General features: G+C 39.3%; 19 protein-coding genes. 15 read left to right on the top strand and 4 right to left on the bottom strand.

Annotation, left to right across the window (positions count from 1 at the left end):
* Window positions 1-33: 33 nt before the first annotated feature.
* Window positions 34-351 carry a TMEM165/GDT1 family protein gene (locus CLI64_RS07890; RefSeq protein WP_103136695.1) on the top strand — a complete coding sequence of 106 codons (318 nt, stop codon included), beginning with the start codon at window positions 34-36 and terminating at the stop codon, window positions 349-351.
* The gene (locus CLI64_RS07885; protein ID WP_103136694.1) at window positions 351-875 is read left to right on the top strand and encodes a GNAT family N-acetyltransferase; all 525 of its coding nucleotides are present in this window, start codon (window positions 351-353) and stop codon (window positions 873-875) included. The genes CLI64_RS07890 and CLI64_RS07885 overlap by 1 nt, the downstream gene beginning before the upstream one ends.
* 83 nt (window positions 876-958) lie before the next feature.
* On the opposite strand, the gene CLI64_RS07880 is transcribed toward CLI64_RS07885, so the two are convergent.
* The gene (locus CLI64_RS07880; RefSeq protein WP_103136693.1) at window positions 959-2,470 is read right to left on the bottom strand and encodes an HlyD family efflux transporter periplasmic adaptor subunit; all 1,512 of its coding nucleotides are present in this window, start codon (window positions 2,468-2,470) and stop codon (window positions 959-961) included.
* A 115-nt stretch (window positions 2,471-2,585) separates the two neighbouring features.
* Window positions 2,586-3,581 (bottom strand): MvdC family ATP-grasp ribosomal peptide maturase, encoded by a 996-nt coding sequence (locus CLI64_RS07875; RefSeq protein WP_103136692.1) that lies wholly within the window; start codon window positions 3,579-3,581, stop codon window positions 2,586-2,588.
* A 429-nt stretch (window positions 3,582-4,010) separates the two neighbouring features.
* On the opposite strand from CLI64_RS07875, the gene CLI64_RS07870 reads away from it, so the two are divergent.
* From CLI64_RS07870 to CLI64_RS07855, 4 genes are all read left to right on the top strand, one after another.
* Window positions 4,011-4,577 carry a Uma2 family endonuclease gene (locus CLI64_RS07870; RefSeq protein ID WP_103136691.1) on the top strand — a complete coding sequence of 189 codons (567 nt, stop codon included), beginning with the start codon at window positions 4,011-4,013 and terminating at the stop codon, window positions 4,575-4,577.
* Window positions 4,578-4,646: 69 nt separating this feature from the next.
* Entirely contained in the window at window positions 4,647-5,141 is a 495-nt protein-coding gene (locus CLI64_RS07865; protein WP_103136690.1) for a hypothetical protein, read from the top strand.
* Between the two features lie 219 nt (window positions 5,142-5,360).
* The gene (gene typA, locus CLI64_RS07860) at window positions 5,361-7,151 is read left to right on the top strand and encodes a translational GTPase TypA (RefSeq protein WP_103136689.1); all 1,791 of its coding nucleotides are present in this window, start codon (window positions 5,361-5,363) and stop codon (window positions 7,149-7,151) included.
* A 348-nt stretch (window positions 7,152-7,499) separates the two neighbouring features.
* Window positions 7,500-8,072: a hypothetical protein gene (locus CLI64_RS07855; RefSeq protein WP_103136688.1), complete on the top strand. Its 573-nt coding sequence runs from the start codon at window positions 7,500-7,502 to the stop codon at window positions 8,070-8,072.
* A gap of 139 nt (window positions 8,073-8,211) precedes the next feature.
* On the opposite strand, the gene CLI64_RS07850 is transcribed toward CLI64_RS07855, so the two are convergent.
* Together CLI64_RS07850 and CLI64_RS07845 are read right to left on the bottom strand one after the other, a co-directional pair.
* The gene (locus CLI64_RS07850; RefSeq protein WP_103136687.1) at window positions 8,212-8,580 is read right to left on the bottom strand and encodes a DUF5615 family PIN-like protein; all 369 of its coding nucleotides are present in this window, start codon (window positions 8,578-8,580) and stop codon (window positions 8,212-8,214) included.
* A complete protein-coding gene (locus CLI64_RS07845) occupies window positions 8,577-8,870 on the bottom strand; it encodes a DUF433 domain-containing protein (protein WP_103136686.1) in 294 nt (97 codons plus the stop codon). Before CLI64_RS07845 ends, CLI64_RS07850 begins: the two co-directional genes overlap by 4 nt.
* A 60-nt stretch (window positions 8,871-8,930) precedes the next feature.
* Between CLI64_RS07845 and CLI64_RS07840 the strand changes: the two genes are divergently transcribed.
* From CLI64_RS07840 to CLI64_RS07800, 9 genes are all read left to right on the top strand, one after another.
* A complete protein-coding gene (locus tag CLI64_RS07840; protein WP_225977530.1) occupies window positions 8,931-9,203 on the top strand; it encodes a YgiT-type zinc finger protein in 273 nt (90 codons plus the stop codon).
* A 61-nt stretch (window positions 9,204-9,264) separates the two neighbouring features.
* Complete coding sequence (locus CLI64_RS07835) at window positions 9,265-9,486, top strand: hypothetical protein (RefSeq protein ID WP_103136685.1); 222 nt, start codon at window positions 9,265-9,267, stop codon at window positions 9,484-9,486.
* A 139-nt stretch (window positions 9,487-9,625) separates the two neighbouring features.
* Window positions 9,626-9,922 (top strand): BrnT family toxin, encoded by a 297-nt coding sequence (locus CLI64_RS07830; protein ID WP_103136684.1) that lies wholly within the window; start codon window positions 9,626-9,628, stop codon window positions 9,920-9,922.
* Window positions 9,912-10,196, top strand: coding sequence for a hypothetical protein (locus CLI64_RS07825; protein ID WP_103136683.1), 285 nt, complete (start codon window positions 9,912-9,914; stop codon window positions 10,194-10,196). The genes CLI64_RS07830 and CLI64_RS07825 overlap by 11 nt, the downstream gene beginning before the upstream one ends.
* A 156-nt stretch (window positions 10,197-10,352) precedes the next feature.
* Complete coding sequence (locus CLI64_RS07820; RefSeq protein WP_103136682.1) at window positions 10,353-10,931, top strand: Uma2 family endonuclease; 579 nt, start codon at window positions 10,353-10,355, stop codon at window positions 10,929-10,931.
* Between the two features lie 212 nt (window positions 10,932-11,143).
* A complete protein-coding gene (locus tag CLI64_RS07815) occupies window positions 11,144-11,953 on the top strand; it encodes a tetratricopeptide repeat protein (RefSeq protein WP_103136681.1) in 810 nt (269 codons plus the stop codon).
* Window positions 11,954-12,259: 306 nt separating this feature from the next.
* Complete coding sequence (locus CLI64_RS07810) at window positions 12,260-13,702, top strand: hypothetical protein (RefSeq protein WP_103136680.1); 1,443 nt, start codon at window positions 12,260-12,262, stop codon at window positions 13,700-13,702.
* A 311-nt stretch (window positions 13,703-14,013) separates the two neighbouring features.
* A complete protein-coding gene (locus CLI64_RS07805; protein WP_103136679.1) occupies window positions 14,014-15,369 on the top strand; it encodes an AAA-like domain-containing protein in 1,356 nt (451 codons plus the stop codon).
* A 410-nt stretch (window positions 15,370-15,779) separates the two neighbouring features.
* Window positions 15,780-18,692 (top strand): AAA-like domain-containing protein, encoded by a 2,913-nt coding sequence (locus CLI64_RS07800; RefSeq protein ID WP_103136678.1) that lies wholly within the window; start codon window positions 15,780-15,782, stop codon window positions 18,690-18,692.
* The last annotated feature ends 80 nt before the right edge of the window (window positions 18,693-18,772 follow it).

The following is an 18,772-nucleotide window of genomic DNA, read 5'->3' as shown; positions in this document are numbered from 1 at the left end:
TTCTCTATTTCCCATTCCCCATTCCCCAATATTATGGATTGGCATCTTTTAGGACTCAGTTTTATTACAGTATTTATTTCCGAGTTAGGCGACAAAAGCCAACTAGCCGCGATCGCACTTTCTGGTCGTGGTCAATCTGTGCGTGCAGTTTTCTTTGGGAGTGCGGCGGCGTTACTCTTGGCTAGTTTCCTCGGTGCATTAGCTGGGGGTGCGGTTGCAGAGGTATTCCCCACCCGGTTATTAAAAGCGATCGCGGCTGTCGGTTTTGCGGTTCTGGCTGTGCGTCTATTATTCTTTAATGGTGAAGAATCGTCAGATGCCGAACAGACTCCTGAAAATCTGCAACTGTAATGCTAATTCCCCAACTTTCGACACCCCGCTTAATTTTACGCCCATTTAATCAGCAAGACTTTGATGCTTACGCCGATATGTGCGGAGATTCCGAAGTGATGCGTTACATCGGCTATGGTCAACCTTTATCCCGTGAAGAATCATGGCGCAATTTGGCGATGATGGTGGGACATTGGCAATTACGGGGTTATGGAATGTGGGCGGTTGAAGAAAAATCTAGTGGCGAAATGATTGGTAGAATTGGCTACTGGCAACCAGAAAACTGGCCGGGACTAGAAATTGGTTGGTCTTTGCGGCGACAATTTTGGGGTTTGGGCTACGCTACGGAAGGTGCAAAGGCGGCGATGGCTTATGGCTTTGAAAACTGGGGAATAACCCAGTTAATCAGTTTAATTCGCCCAGAAAATCAAGCTTCGAGACGGGTAGCGGAAAAATTAGGCGAAAAATTGCAGAGTTCGATTACTCTCCTGGGTGCAGAAGCTTTACTTTACCGCATTAACAAGGAAGATTTTCATCAAATGTAGGGGTTTAAGTCACCGATTGCTATCAAGCCGCCAGTGTTGCGGCTCTTTTTAAGAGGTTGTTTGAAACACCCTCTTAGCCTGTACTACATATCAGTCAACAGTCTGGCTTTTCTGAGAATAAAATTAAACACTGTTTCTTCGGAAGAAATAATATCAGCTCTACCTTCCATCCCAGATTGAATCACACATTGGCGATCGCCTGCTGTTAAGACTGATGTTTCTGGTTGGATGGTAACTTGATAAGTGCCTGTACTGCCGCCTTGATCTTCGGCTGAGATAGTGTCTGGGGAAATGGTTTGCACTTTGGCTTTTAAAGTACCGTATTCGGTGTAAGGACAGCTAGAAAGACGTACTTGTACTTGTTGTCCCTTCTCCACTTTCCGAATATCTTGATTACCGACTAGTGCTTTAATCACTAACGGTGATTGACTGGGTGCTATTTGCGCTATCGTATCCCCAGAACGCACGATTTGGGCATTATTTCGCAGTTTCAATTCCTGAATTATACCTGATGCCGTGGCACGAATGACTGTATTGGCAATATCGCGGTTAATTTGCATCAGGTCTTGGCGATTACTGCTGGCTTGCTTTTGAATTTCGAGTTTTTGTTGAATGAGTTGTTGTCGTTCTTGATTGAATTTCGCCAAACTAATTTTACTGCTGGCTGTTTCGCTGGCAATTCTTTCTTGGGTGATTGTGACATCTGCGTCACTGGGATTTAAGCCTGTATAGGCGGCTTTAAGTCTCGCGGCGGCTGCGGCTACGGCTTGTTGTTGTTGTAGGATGCTTTGTTGACGTTCTTCTACGGTGGCTTGTTGTGCGGCTAGCAGTTGTTGTTGTTGTTCTACTGCTAACTGTACTTCTTGGAATTGATCCTGGGAAAGTGAACCGGATTGTACTAAGGGTTGATATCTATCTCGTTTAGCTTTAGCAGCTTTTAAAGAAGCTAGGCTAGAATTTAGAGACGCTTCGGCCGATTTTAACTGTGCTTGGCTTTTTTGTAACTCTTTTTGCGCTTGCTGGAGATTGGCTTTAGCTTCATCAACTTGGGTGACGGAAGTTACTTGTCTGTTTTGCAAGTCTCTGCGGTTGCGGTTGAGTTCGGCTTGGATGGATGCAATATTGCGATCGCGTCGGGATTGTTCGGCGGTAATTTGCTGATCTAGAGCTATAATCTGAGCATCTATTTGCGATAGTTGCAGTCTAGTTTGCTGACTGTTAATTAATAATTGCTGTTTTTGAGTTTGCAGTCTGCGATCGTCAATGATGGCAATGATATCGCCTTGATTCACTCTTTGATTAACTTGTACGGTAATATCTTTAACCGTCCCCTCAATGGGAGATTGTACTAGACGCAGTTCTCCACTAGGACGAATCGTTGCTGGTGCTTTAATTGTGACTTTGTACTTGAGTACACCTGCTAAAGCAATACTCACCGCAAAAATCCCCAGCAGTACCACACCGCCTAAAGTTGTCCATTTACTAATCGGTGGTAGAAACTCGTTAGGCGTAGCGAGGTGCAGAGAATCTGGATTAGGGATTTTCTGGGGATGATTGGGAGAATCAGCAGGCGAAACTAAATTCACATCAGCCATAATTAATTATTTTGTCATGCACCAGATTGCGATAATAACACTTGTGCGATCGCTTGAGAAATTGGGAAACCAGGACAACGTTCTAAATCTTGGCTATGGGTGATAATTAATATGCTCATAATTGTAGTGGAAAATTACTCACTAAAGTTTCTGCGATCGCATCTGCAATGGGATAATCTAAATCTCTCTCCAACATTCCCCATTCACCATTCGGATTCACTTCTAAAAAAATATGTTCTCCATCTGGTGTGACAATAAAATCAAACGCACCAAATTTTAACTCTAAATGTCCCATAAATTCCCTAAGACGATGAATTATTTCCTCTGGTAATTCATCAATTTTCCATGCACAATCTCTTGGGGTATTGCGTCGCCAATCTTGAGTAGAATCAGCATAAATTGACGCATCTAAGGCTCCAACAAATAGCTTCCCATCCACATAAATAGCGCGTAACTCTTTGAGTTTGGGAATCTGTTCTTGAAATACCATAGGACAATAGCGCAAACTCTCAGCATCTTCTAAATCTGCCGCTTTGACGACGCTAGTGTACATAAAAAAGTTAGAGCCTTCCATCCCATAATAAAGCGGACGCAGCAGTTTAGTAATCATCTTTTCATCAACCTGCCCAAAAAAATCTCTAGCGGCTTCAGCATCATTAGTTACTAGAGTTTTGGGTATTAAAAGACCAACTTCCGCCGCTACGCGTAATTGATATAACTTATTTTCTGCTGCATGAATTTTTGCTAAATCATCTAACCAAAAAGCTTGTTTAAGACTATCCCAAAAGCCGTCAAGCACAGCCGAGGATTGATTGACACAAGCCACACGAAATTTTGGTGCTAAATCTGGACTTAAATCTGCCTCCCAAATGCGTCGCATCCATACAGATTTGACTTGTTGACTATCAAATACAATATCGTCTAATTCTACCCTGTGATGATTACCGTCATTATTTAAATAGGCATTAATTTTAATATTCATGGGAAATTTATCAGTGTCCAAACGTATTGGCTGGACACCTCGTTTCAATAGCGATGCTATCACTCTATCAATAGTGAAATAATCGCCACTGTGAGTAATCAATAAAACGACATCTTTCTGAAAACTCATAAAATATAGATGTTTTGATGCAAATGTAAACTATATAATCTATGCGAAAAACCAATTCTTGCAGTATATCAGTAATGTCAACCAGACTCACCACTTAAAACCAAATATTGTCATATTCAGCAACATCTCCGAGCTATTCTCAAATAATATATTGTTAAGCAATTAGGGTTTTAAAATTGCATTAAAATAAACTTAGAGACTCGACAATTATTATTAGTCATCGTCCCAGGGTAATTTTACGGGCAGATTTTATTATGCTTTTGGACAAAGGTAATCTGAAAATACAAGGCTCTCCAGAGGAACTGTAAAATCTAACGGTAGAACATCTAGACTTTTTAAATCCTTAGCCTTTCTCGGTGTTTTGCTTCTATAATTAATACTAGCTATGGTTTACTGTAGCTTCAACAAAATTATTTTAAATTAATTGTTATGCTATCAACTCAGATATCGCCCCAAATTTCCTTAGAAGACTTTCTCAACTTACCAGAAACTAAACCAGCTAGCGAATATATCAACGGACGCATCTACCAAAAACCAATGCCTCAAGGAAAACATAGTATTCTTCAAACTGAGCTATCATCTACAATCAATCAGCTTGGTAAATCGCGCAAACTTGCTTTAGCCTTAACCGAATTACGCTGCACTTTTGGCGGACGTTCATTAGTTCCAGATATTGCGGTGTTTGAATGGTCACGCATTCCCACTGATGAAGACGGAGAGATTGCCAATAAATTTGAAAGTTACCCAGATTGGACTATTGAAATTCTCTCACCTGACCAATCACCCAACCGAGTCATTAATAAAATTATTTTCTGTGTTAACCAAGGAACTAAATTAGGTTGGTTTATTGACGCTAATGATAAATCAGTGATGGTATTTCAACCCAATAAATTACCTGAAGTGAAATATGATGCTGATATCTTGCCAGTGTTAGATGTGTTAAGTGATTGGCAAATAAAGGTAGTAGATATTTTTAATTGGTTGAAAGTTAAATAACTTTAATTATTTGGGAAATTTTTCAGCTAAACAATATCAAAACCATATCTTTCGGTGTATTGATATTTTATGAAACCCAGTTTGAAACACTATGCTGATTACTTGTCGATAGGGATTTACTTAAACGTTTGTTCCTACGGGGAAATCATCAACTGGGTAGATAAACTGATGCTGGAAATTGACCATCCTGAAGATTGGATGATTGAACTATCTACTAGTGCATATAAACACCCATCAGATGTTGTGCATCTACTAGATTCTATTCCTGGCGAACAAAATTTAGAAATCTCCTTGAGGTTGATAATTGCTAAGTTGGGTAGAATTTACCCCTTACTGTCACCTGAAAATAATCACTTTGCCAAACCTGTACATAGTAAATTATTGCGATCGCTGTATCACTTAATTTTCGATTCTGATAGCATTTCCGACGAACTCAGAACAGCCATTTATCAACTTGATATCGATTTGGACTATGTAGAGCAAGGTTATGGAGATTGGTCTGTGATTGAGCAGGACTATGAAAAACTACTGACTACTAGTTTGGACTATCAGCAATGGCTGTAAAAATTACGTAGAAAGACTGTAAACTTAGTGCTGTTGCTCTTAAACTACCGGATTTCCACTTTAGCCGCATTTACAATCCTCCCTAGAATTGTGACAATTAGGCTAGAATTATTAAAGCTTCTTTACAGAATTTGCTGATCATCCCCAATTCTGTTAAAACAGCCTAGCACCGAAATGTAAATCTACAATAACCCTTCTAGAGTTCACCACTAAGTTTCTATGACGCTCCCAATTCGTAACGTCGCCATTATCGCCCACGTAGACCACGGCAAAACCACCCTGGTTGATGCACTCCTCAGACAGTCCGGCATTTTCCGAGAAGGTGAAGACGTTCCGGATTGCGTCATGGACTCCAATGACCTAGAACGGGAAAGAGGAATTACCATCCTGGCGAAAAATACCGCCGTTCGCTACAAAGAAACCCTCATCAATATTATTGATACCCCTGGACACGCTGACTTCGGTGGCGAAGTAGAACGCGTACTAGGTATGGTTGACGGTTGTATCCTGATTGTCGATGCCAATGAAGGCCCCATGCCTCAAACCCGCTTCGTGTTGAAAAAGGCATTGGAAAAAGGCTTACGTCCCATCGTCGTCGTCAACAAAATCGACCGTCCCCAAGCCGAACCCCACGGTGCAATAGATAAAGTATTGGATCTGTTCTTAGAATTAGGCGCAGATGATGACCAGTGCGACTTCCCTTATCTATTCGCTTCTGGTCTTTCTGGCTACGCTAAAGAAACCTTGGAAGACGAACCCAAGGATATGCAGCCTTTATTTGATGCCATTTTGCGTCACGTTCCACCCCCAGTAGGCGATGCAACCAAGCCTCTGCAATTGCAAGTTACAACCCTAGATTATTCTGAATATCTAGGACGCATCGTCATTGGTAGAATCCACAACGGCACAATTCGCGGTGGTCAGCAAGCAGCTCTGGTAACAGAAACAGGCGCAATTGTCAAGGCAAAAATCAGCAAATTGCTAGGTTTTGAAGGCTTGAAGCGGGTGGAATTAGAAGAAGCTTCCGCAGGTCATATCGTTGCGGTTGCTGGTTTTGCTGATGCAAACATTGGGGAAACCATCACAGATCCCAACGAACCCCAAGCATTACCACTAATTAAAGTAGATGAACCTACCTTACAAATGACCTTCTGGGTGAATGATTCACCTTTTGCGGGTCAAGAAGGTAAATTGGTAACGTCGAGACAAGTACGCGATCGCCTATTCCGTGAATTAGAAACTAACGTGGCTTTGCGCGTCGAAGAAACCGACTCCCCCGACAAATTCCTAGTTTCTGGTCGTGGTGAATTACACTTGGGTATCTTAATCGAAACCATGCGCCGCGAAGGTTATGAGTTTCAGGTTTCCCAGCCACAGGTAATTTACCGCGAAGTTAACGGTCAACCTTGCGAACCTTATGAATTGTTAGTCTTAGACGTTCCCTCTGATGCAGTTGGTAGCTGTATCGAACGTCTTGGACAACGCAAAGGCGAAATGCAAGATATGCAGCCTGGAGTTAGCAACCGTACCCAGCTAGAATTTGTCATTCCCGCCCGTGGTTTGATTGGTTTCCGTGGTGAATTCATGCGGATGACCCGTGGTGAAGGGATCATGAACCACAGCTTCTTAGATTATCGTCCTCTGTGTGGTGAAATTGAAGCCCGTAACAAAGGCGTGTTGATTGCCTTTGAAGAAGGCGTTTCCACATTCTATGCCATGAAGAATGCTGAAGATAGAGGCTTATTCTTCATTGTTCCTGGTACTAAAGTGTACAAGGGCATGATTGTCGGTGAACACAACCGTCCCCAAGACTTAGAATTAAATGTCTGCAAAACCAAGCAGTTAACCAACCACCGCGCATCCGGTGGCGATGAGTTGGTACAGTTGCAAGCACCTGTAGAAATGAGTCTCGAACGGGCGTTAGAGTACATCGGCCCCGATGAGTTGGTGGAAGTTACACCCCAATCTATTCGCCTACGGAAGATGGCGAAGAAATTGGCGAAACGGTAAGTAAATTTAGTTGATTAATTTAACAAGCCCACTAATGTGGGCTTTTTGCTTTTTACATTTTTAGATTACACACTTATAGCGGTTTTTAACTTAATGAGATAAAGGAAAAATAATTAACCGCAGATGAACGCAGATGAATCTGTATTGTATCTGCTTGCAATGCTCTAGAAAAACCAGTTCTTGTAGGCTATTTGAGAGAAATTTATTGAGAACAAGGCTGAATATTATTTATATTAATGTAGTAAATACACTGAATTAAATGTATAAGAATTTTAATACAATTTTGTCATTGCCATAGTATGTTGTTATGTCGGCAGTATAAAATAATTGGGTTCGCTTAGTAAAAAGATGATTGATTTCAGAATATATTTACACAGCTTCTTTTCTGCCGTAGCCAAAGGAGAGGTTGATATATATAATGAGTTTAGTATTCAACATGAGTTTGGTTGTTATCTACGCTCAAAACTTGATTCGACTTTCAAGATTCAATTTGAACGTCCGGTATCTTTCTTTAATTTGAATAAAAGTGACTTTGTAAAAAAGGAAATAGATATTTCTATTTTCACGTCTGATCTATCAAAGAAATATGCCATAGAATTGAAATTTCCACGAAATGGTAATGGTAAATTTCCAGAGACAATGTTTGACTCCTGCCGAGATATTAGTTTTCTTGAACAACTTCGTGATCGTGGCTTCACACAATGTAATTTTGTAATAGTGACAGACGAACCAGGCTTTTATAAGCAGGTTTCTGAAAAAATAGGAATATATCAGTATTTTCGTGCAGGCGTTCCCATACATGGTTCGATTCAGAAACCGACAGGCGCAAAGGATAATACACTAAACATAAATGGCAGTTATCCGATTATTTGGAATAATGTTACAGAACGTATAAAGTACGCGATAGTTGAGATTGACTAAAGACTCGAATCTGTTGATATTCTGTTCGATGTTACTAACGCTTTTCCCAACGATAAAACGGTGAATCACTTATTAATATTACTAATCCAGATTGCCCAGCGTTAGCAACCTAACACTAATTTACTGCCAGTAGAATTAATTAAGATTCAATATATTTTCTCAGAAAAACCACTTGATTTTCCATATCCTCAGCTTTCATACTTTCTACCAACTTTAGCAACCCTCGCAACTGCTCACCAATTGAATAGCTCTGTTTAGCAGCAACTACAATACCTGAATGCTTTTTTTGCTGTTCAAGATAAGCGTTATGCAATCGACAAAAATCGCCAACATTGAAACTATAAATCACCCGATTCTGTTCTGTTGCCCAGATTAGTTGATTTTCATCAGATGAGCCTAGTCTATCTATTTCAGCCGTGCTAATTACGTCAACCCCAGCATTGCGTAAGGCATTAACTAGGGATTTCTTGCCAGCATCTTCATCTAAATAAAAGCATACTTTACTCACGCAATATTACCTGACATCCACTGTGTTTCTAAAGCTTGGCATTCTGCTTGATATTGAGCAATTTCTTGTTCCATAGCTTCCTGATTAGCGTAATAATAGGCAAGCGCGGCATAAACTTGCGCCAAGGATAAGTGTGGATACTCTGTCACAATATCTTGAGGAGATAAGCCAGCTTGAAAATCCATGATAATATTTTGCACTGTCATACGTGTACCAGCAATGCAAGGACGACCCCCAGCAACTCCAGGTGTTATGACAATTAAGCTGCCAATATCAACTATTGCTACCATGTTTTTCTTAGTTATGAACCTCTTGAAATGTGATCGGGTGTTATCTAATCATAACTGTTTATGAAGTTACTGAGCTTGAGGGCTAGGTTTATGTATGGATATAGATGTGAATATTGTGAAGGAACTGTACAATCTCGAACAGTTAAGCGTGAAGCCTTTAAACATAGGGATGGTTTTGTCATTCTTGAAGATGTGACGATAGGCGTGTGTGATACCTGTGGAAATCGCTACTACTCAGCCGATATTCTTCATACGGTTCATGCTGTAGCAACTGGAATAAAATCCCCTGAAAGAACCGAACAAATTCCGGTTTCCCATCTAGAATCAGCATAATTCATGCTGTGTAACTTTAGGGAGTCAAGTTAAAGGTAAACACAAAGAAATTGAACCCAAAATGGAAGATGAATTACGTTCTGAGTATGATTTTGCTCAAATGGAAGGAGAGGTTAGAGGTAAATATGTTGAGCGATATCGTACAAAAACAAATATGGTGCGTTTAGATCCTGATGTTGCTAAAGCTTTTCCTAACGATGAAGCGGTGAATAACGCATTAAGATTACTAATTCAGATTGCCCAGTGTCAGCAAGCTAACACTAATGAACAGCCAACAGAATAGAAGATGTGTTTAGTGAAGTTTTTTTGTTTGTGAGTTATGGCAGTATCAAGCTATGACGATTTGCGATCGCTATAAGAAAATACCTCAGTTTTATAAGACGTATTGACAATGTAAATACACTCCGCCTAAACTGTGAGATATGGATGTGTATTTCGTGCTGAATAGTGTCACTTTCGTTTGGAACGAGGAAAAAGCTCGGATAAATCCGATTAATCATGATGGTGTGACATTCCAGCAAGCCGCAGAAGCATTTTTCGATCCGTTCTTAGTGGTTGTTGATGCAAGTCGCAATCATGAAGAAAGAGATGCTGTTATTGGCTTAGACAAGCGGTGGAATCTTCTTTACGTCGTCTATATTGAGCGTGAGAATGACATGATTCGGATTATTTCGGCTCGTAAAGCCACGCGCAAGGAGCGAGAATATTATGAAAACTGAAGCACTGAAAAAGCGACTAGATAAAAATCGTCCGATGACAACGATCACAATTCGTATTCCTGAAGATGTCATTGAAGATTTGAAGAAAATAGCACCATTGCTGGGATTTTCTGGTTATCAACCGTTAGTTCGTGCCTATATTGGACAAGGACTCAGAGCTGATCTAGAGCGATTAGAAGGTGATACTGTGTCAGCACTGATTGCTAGTTTAAAGCGTCACGGTGTAAGTGATGAAGTGATCAATGAAGCCCTCAACGAACTTTCTCAAAGTTAGTTAAATGTCAACGTCTTGCTAATGATATTACTTGAGAAGTTTCGAGAAGTTTTTCCACTGTTGAGAAGTGCGATCGCTGATCAGTAAAATACAAACCACAAACCTGGTACGCTATATGCCACAATTGTAAATTAGGGATTGCAAGAGGTAAACGCGATGCCCCCATTACTTGGCCAAACCACTGATCAACGCATCGTCCATCATGGAACGTGGGAACACTTCAAGTTCATCCAAAAGGGTTTTGACGGTTCTCCTGGTGTGCGACTGTTTTACTATGACGATACGATAGAGATTCTCATGCCGGGACGTGAACATGAAATTTTTGTCAGAACCATTAGTTATTTAGTGACAACCTTTCTGGTTGAAAAAGGCATTTTCTTTCAGTCAACCGGCTCAGTGACTCAGGAAAAGGAAGGCGTTGTTTCGGTGCAAGCTGATGAGTCATATTGCATTGGGAGTGCTAAACCAATTCCTGATTTATCCATAGAAGTTGTGTTTACTAGTGGTAGTATCAGCAAGTTAGACCGCTACAAAGCTTTAGGAGTATTGGAAGTCTGGTTTTGGGAAGATGGGGTATTGAGGCTTTATCATTTGCGTGATGGTCACTATGAACCCATAGAACGCAGCGAACTACCAGGATTACATAACCTCAATTTTAATTTACTAACACGCTGTATTCTCATGGCTGAGACTGACATGGGTGAAGCAATTAGAACATTTCGGCGGCAAATGTAGTGCGATCGCTCGTCTATCACATCATTGACAGCATAGCAAAAATTGGCTATTTATGAATGATAAATATACCACTTTATTCGTAATCTGCCTATTTTTATAAATTAAACAATTGCTATTAAATAAACATATTCTCTGCTCAAAGTGAGAGTACAGCCTGATATGCCAATATCTGAAACTGGGAATAATAATATTGTCATAATTTTTATCCACAAATGCTAAACCTAGTCGTTGCTTCTGGATATGCCAGCATTGCGTATATATTCTATAATTCCGGTGACTACCAAGGGGCAATAGAAAATTACAGTCAGGCAATTTCACTAAATCCCGATGATTATATATCTTATTTCAGTCGTGGTATAGCTCATCTCATGACGAAAAACTACGAAAACGCCATTGCAGATTTAACTGAAACTATTCGCCTGAACCCACATTATGGAGAGGCTTATGCTGAACGAGGTGTTGCTCGTGCAGCAGTGGGTGATCATCAAAATGCCATTGAAGATTGCAATCGTGGCATTCAATTAAATCCACAATATGTCAGAAGTTATTTTGGTAGAGGTGCAGCCCGTTTTTACTCTGGTAATTATCCTGGTGCATTAGAAGATTTTAGTATGGTAGCTAGCCTAGAACCTTCTGCTACTGCTGATTACAATTTGGGTATTTACTATTATTCTCAAGGCACTAATTCCCAAGCTATTAAATACTTAACTCAGGCATTATATGTAAATCATAACTTCATTGCCGCTTACTATGTGCGGGGTAATGCTTGTTATGATTTAGGCGATGAACGCGGTGCGTTTGCAGATTTCAAGGAAGCCAAACAAATTGAAACAGCAGTTGCAGAGAAAATAGATTTTGACGATGAGTTTGCTTTGTATGCCAGGGGTTTAGCTTATTATCGTTTAGGAAATCCAGAAATTGCGATCGCGGATCTGCAAAGTTCTGCTAAAGTTGCACTCCAGCATCAAAATATGGCTTTTCATCAAAAAGTCGTTGATTTGACAAGAGATATTCAATCTTAACGATTTGCGATCGCTCTCATTCTCCAAAGTTTTGATGTAGAGCAATCGCTTTTTTCATTTCTCGATTTTTAACTTGATATTAACATGCTATTTTAACTTTACACAACAGGAGTTTGCAGCAGGATAATATGACTCTGCCATTAATAAGCATTTCTTTTTCCTATGGTTCTTTCAGGACTAAAGTCCTAACTACAAACATTTAATAAACATAGCAATTTTTGTTACCAAGTTATGCTTATGCTATTAATTAACCTTTGAAATGAAAGCCTATTGGGCATAACTTCGGCAAATCTTGACTGTCTGTGTATGAATTGGATTAACTTTGAATTTATCTTTACATTTATTCTACCAAAACTGATATATGCAACTTTCATTAGTGCAGTTATTGGGGCTGTTGTAGGTGGTGTGATTGGGCTAATTATGGGCAAAATTAGCCGCCGCATGAAAGAAACCCTCATACCTGCAATGTTGGGTTCTTTTATTGGGATGATGCTACTGGCAATGATACCTATTTTTGCGAGTCCAAGTACCTACATAGGAGGGCCTTTTGGGGGACTGTCGATATTATTGCAGTTCATTGTCGTAGCACCAGCAGGTTCGATTATCGGCGGTGTGGTAGGTGGGATTTGTGGACTCAAGCTGTCTCCCCAATTCAAGCCCCGTTTTACGCTGATTGGGTTAATTTTTACCTACAGTGTGATGTTGATTTCAATGTATGTGACATTAGCACCTCCGCCCTTTCAATTTATCAAGGCTAGTGGACAGGAGCAGAACTTTTTACCCAATATTGGCAAGATTATCGGCTATGAACAGAAATTTGACTCATTTTACAAAGGAATCCGTTGTTTAGGTTTTACCCATGATGGGAATAAATTAGTCGTTGCTAATTCCGGGAATCTGAGAGTTTGGCAAATAGATGCAGGTAAATTACTGCACTCATTCCTGGGACTGTCAGAAACAGGAGGCTATGCACCTCTTACTGATAGCATAGATGCGATCGCCATTACTCCCGATGACAAAACTATAGTTACAGCCGCACCACAACAAGTTCAAATTCGGGAACTGGAAACAGGGAATATTCTGCACAGGTTGAATGGTGGTTATTACATCAAGCTGACTCCTGATGGTAAAACCCTCATTGGCTTAAAAAGTACAGAGGAACCTACAGAGGATGTAGGAGTTTGGGAACTTAGCAGTGGCAAATTACTGCGTACTATTCCTGCTAATTTAGAAACTCTCGACTCCGGTTATCCCATAGATATTACTCCCGATGGTAAAACTGTAGTCATTGCCAATAGTTCCTACAGCAACCAAATAGAAATGTGGGACATTAATACAGGTAAGCGTCTGCAATCTTTTGGTGATAATCAAGGCAAGCGTGTTACTACACTAGCAGTTACACCTGATGGTAAAACCCTGATTACCGCCCAGAACAATAATCTGCAAATCTGGGACATGAAAACAAGAAAGATTGTAAGAACAATTCCCAATGTGGGAACAGTCCAAACCTTGTTAGTCACACCAGATAGTCGGACGATGATTAGTCAAGGTGAAGGTTTGCAAATTCCACCTCAGCAAATTAATGATGGTTTAAATATTTGGCAAATTAGCACAGGTAAAAAATTGTTCACTTGGAAAAAACCACCCAAATTTTCTTTCACTAAAGTAGCACTTAGTCCTGATGGTAAAACTCTAGCTGCTAGTGATCATGAAGGTGTGAGACTGTGGCGTTTGGCTTTAACTCGTTAGTCTCAAGACACGTATCAAGATTTTAATACCAATTCTCTATGAAATTGCGCCAAATATAATGATGTAGAGACGTTGTATGCAACGTCTCTACAGTACAGAATACAGTGCATCTATGGCTATGCCAGGCAAGCTACATCAAGAAACGGTATAAGCTAGGCTGTTAACTTTAGGGACTTCCAGAAAATAAATTATCCAATTTCCCAGAGAAGACATCGTTATTTTTCCCCCTGCCCCCTGCCCCTCTGCCTACACAGTGATAGTATATTTTTTAAGTTGGAAGTCCCTTAGTAGAATTTGACAGGTTTCGGTTCATGCTATTTTTGTGGCATGGTAACATTCAAAACAAGAATGTTCAAAATCGCCCAAAATCATCAATGCTGGACTCAGAAGACCAAATACAACTGAATACAGCCCAATTGCAGCAACAGCGACGGGTTGCTTCCCTGCGTAGGCTGCAATCTGAAATAGATTTGCTAGAAAAAGCCTACGCACTCCAAAGCCAGAAAGTTGCAAGCATACGCAAAGAATGGCAGCTTGAAACTGATCCATCTCGCAAGTTTCAATACAGTCACCAACTTCAGGAAGCAGAACAAACGCTGACGGAATTGGGTGACAAGTTGAAAGCACTGGAACAGGAAGTACAAGCTATTGCGGATGTAATATTGGCGGTAGAGCAGGGTATATATGTTACTAGACCACCCCATGAAGATAAATGCTATCAGGCTATTACTCAACCAGGGGCATTGATTCGCATTAAAGCCCCTCAGAAAATGGGGAAAACTCTCCTGCTGGAGAAAATACTAAACTATGCCAGACAACAAGGTTATCGAACAGCGAAATTAGATTTAAAATTAGCTGAAGTTGAGATTCTAAAGGATTTAAAAACTTTTTTGCAATGGATTTGTGTTGATGTTGCTGATAGTTTAGAACTAGAACCTCAATTGGCGAAACACTGGCAAGAAGTCTTTGGAGTGAACAAAAATTGTACGCGCTATTTTCAAAAATATTTATTGTCTAGTAGTGATAAACCCCTAGTTCTAGCAATTGATAATTTTGAGAGATTATTTAATTATCCAGAGATTTTTCCTCAATTCTGTTTATTATTGCGTGGATGGTATGAAGCAGCTAAATCAAGTGATCATATTGGTAATATTTGGAAGAAACTACGCTTAGTCATTGTTCATTCCACAGAATCTTATCCCTCATTAGACATTAATCATTCTCCTTTTAATGTGGGATCAACAATTGAGTTACTAGAATTTAATCTGCAACAAGTTATAGAACTTGCCAATCAAAATAATTTAGGAAAGCAGAGAGAACAAGACTTGAGTGCATTCATGGGATTAATTGGCGGACATCCTTATTTAATGCAACAAGCAATCAATCATCTAAAAAATCAGCAAGTCACCCCAGAGGAACTTTTGAGACTAGCACCCACAGAACAGGGAATTTTTAGGGATCATTTGCGACAACAATTTCAGCATTTACAACGTAATCCCCAACTGGAGTTAGGGTATAAAAAAGTAGTCATGACAAATACCCCTGTCATGCTAGATACTGAAGTTACATTCAAATTGCATAGTTTAGGGTTAGTCAAACTTGTGAGTAATGATTGCGTGCCTAGTTGTGATTTATATCGTCAGTATTTCTCAAATCGTTTGGGGTAGTTAAGTAAGTACGTGGAAATACATTAAATTATGTTCACTAATGTAAAGGTGTTTCAATCTAGATCGTAGTAAGAGGTTGTTTTAAAAGTGATTAGCTATGATATTAAGCATTTATTGATCCCCCCTAACCCCCCTTAAAAAAGGGGGGAACTAGAATCAAAGTCCCCCTTTTTAAGGGGGATTTAGGGGGATCTAAAAAGTTTATGGGTTGTTTTAAAAGTGATTGGCTATGATATTAAGCATTTATTGATCCCCCCTAACCCCCCTTAAAAAAGGGGGGAACTAGAATCAAAGTCCCCCTTTTTAAGGGGGATTTAGGGGGATCTAAAAAGTTTATTTACCAACAACAATACTTTTAATGACTTTAGTCCTTACTACGAAACTTTTATTTACGCTCTTCTATTAAAATCATGGTTGACCAATATATATTTTCTGGAAGTCTGCCTGAAAATGCTAGTACCTACGTCACCAGAGAAGCTGACGCAGAATTATATGAAGGGTTGAAAGCAGGAAGGTTTTGTTATGTGTTGAATTCGCGCCAGAGTGGTAAATCTAGTTTGCGGGTGCGAACCATGCAAAGACTGAGAAATTATGGCGTAAAATGTGCTGCAATAGACCTTTCATCAGGTGGTATTCAGAATGTCCCGCCGGAAGAATGGTATGCAGATTTAATTGATACCCTGATTGATACTTTTGATATAGATTTAGATTTTGGTGATTGGTGGGAGGCGAATCAGTTAAATACTTTAGTAACAAGATTTCGCAAGTTTATTGAAGAAGTTTTACTTGTGAAAGTGCCAGAAAATATTGTGATTTTTATTGATGAAATTGATAGTGTACTCAGTTTAAATTTTCCTACAGATGACTTTTTTGCTCTGATTCGGGCTTGTTATAATAAGCGTGTAGATAATCCTGAATATAATCGCTTGACTTTCTGTTTGCTGGGAGTCGCATCACCGAGTAATTTAATCGCAGATAAGCAACGTACTCCATTTAATATTGGTAATGCTATTTCCCTCAAGGGGTTTCAATTGCATGAAGTTGCACCTTTAGAACAGGGTTTGCATGGTAAATTTAGCAACCCCCAAGCAATAATACAGGAGATTTTGCAATGGACGGGGGGACAGCCATTTTTGACGCAAAAATTGTGTCAGTTAATGATAGAAGAATCAGCACGAGATAATCCTCGTTCTGTTGCAGAAGTTGTCAGAACCCAGATGATTGAAAATTGGACATCACAAGATGAACCAGAGCATTTAAGAACGATTCAATCTAGAATTCTGAAAAACGAACAACGAGCCGGATATTTATTAGAACTGTATCAACACATTCGCCTCAGTGAAGAACAATTTGAGGTGACAGCCGATGACACTTTAGAGCAAAGTGAGTTACAGCTTTCAGGATTAATTGTCAGACAGCAAGGTAAGCTGAGAATTTATAATCAAATTTATCGGGAAGTATTTGACCAAAATTGGATAGATAATCACTTAAAAAATCTCAGACCATATTCTGAGAGCTTTCGTTTTTGGGTAGCTTCTGGATGTAATGATGACTCACGACTGCTGAGAGGAAAGGCGTTACAAGAGGCGGAAGAGTGGGCAATAAATAGGAATTTAAGTTATCAGGATAGACAGTTTTTAGCTGCTAGTAAAGAGAAGGAGATTCAGGAAGAGATTGTTGCTCAAGAACAAGAAGCTGCTTTAGAAAGGGAAAAGAAAGATAGGGAAGCGGCGGAAGCAAGAACTCAATTACTGAGTCAAGCGAATCAGAAAGCTCAAAGAACAATTAGTGTTGGATTTGTTGTTTTAGTTCTAGCAGTTTTGGGAGCAACAACTGTAGGAATATTTTCTATTAATCAAGTTAAAACAGCAAATTATCAGGTAAATAAAGCTAATTCTAAAGTTGATAAAGCCAAACAACTAGAACGAAAAGCCACAGAGAATGCTGCACAAGCTGATACGAGAAAACAGCAAGCAGAAAAAGGTGAAAGATTAGCACTAGAAAAAGTAATAGACGCGGATGAAAAGGCTAAAAAAGCACAGCGAGAAGCGAAAGATGAGCAAAACAGAGCATCAAAATTTCAGCAGGATGCCAAAAAAGCAATACAATATTTAAATACGGCACAGAGTGAATTAAACAGAAATAATAATAAACTAGTATCTACTAAAAAACAGCTTTTAGAAGCTCAAAGAAAAGATAAAGAATTTACAGCAAGACTTCAAAAGATAGAATCTGAACTTCAAAAAACTAATGAAAAAAGTCAGGAAGCGCAAAAAGAAGTGACAAATGTTCAGCAACTCGTGGCACTGGCTGGAGAATTACGACAAGGAAATGAATCTGCTTCAAATGAAGCTTTAAGGCTAGCCGCGCTATCATTTAACATTGACAATCATCAATTGAAGCAAGCATTATTATTTGCGGCTAAGTCACAAGCTTATCAACAGTTTAAAGATAAGAATGAGTTAGCAAATCCAGAAATTGAAAAAAGCAATCAATATTTATCTAAAGCAGATAAGAGTAAATTAGCTTCTAGTCAAGGGTTGCAAATTCAAGTATTATTCCATAAAAATCAAGGTGCTTTAAAAGCTCAGACAAAGGACATTCAAAAGGCTTTAAACTCTTATAAAGAAGCATTTAATATTTTAAAGAATTATCCAACTGAAACTGATTTTACAAAAGATAATCAGTTAATCACAGCCGAAGATATTGAATCAGTTCATCGAGGGTTAATTGAGATAATCTCTCAGACAAACACAGAAGAAAAATTGAAAAAAGAAGTTGAAGGATATCTTACTCAACACTTATATGCTCAACTTGAATATTTCTTAAAGCCTGACAATTGGCAAGATAAAAATTGGGAAGCTGCTGATTTACAAACCTATAGACTCATGCTTAATATCGCTAAAAGAGAAAAAGAACAATATTTAGATGAAGACAGCATTAAGAATTTCTCTTGTGACGAACTGCGAAAAATAGATCAGATTTGGCTCAATAATTCAAACAAACGTTTTGGCTTTAGTGTGCAGAAGAAAATGTTTGAACGCACAGGAAACAGGCTGGGTTTAAAACTAGGAGATTGGACAAGTAAAGATTATGAAAATTATCTTCGGTTTGCCGAGGCGGTTGGATGGTATAATTACAAACAAGAAAATGAAACAAGCGGCTCAAGAGGTAACTGGGTGAGGTACGAGGAACTACTAGGCCGTATAAAAGAAAACTCTATAGAGGGGAGCTTACCTTGGGGAGCAAAATACTTTAATTTAAGGAGGAGATTAGAGGAGTGGAGGAATTTCTTCTCTCGCGCTGCGACTTGTAAAGTGTAACATTTAAAGCTTTCAGAAATTTGTAAACATTTATAACACCCCTCTTTTCCACGAAGTAATCAGCATTTCATGAATCCGAT

The organism is Nostoc sp. CENA543, from assembly GCF_002896875.1.
GTDB lineage: Bacteria > Cyanobacteriota > Cyanobacteriia > Cyanobacteriales > Nostocaceae > Trichormus.
Note: the sequence above shows the minus strand (reverse complement) of the source record. Positions and strands in the feature narration are given on the sequence as shown.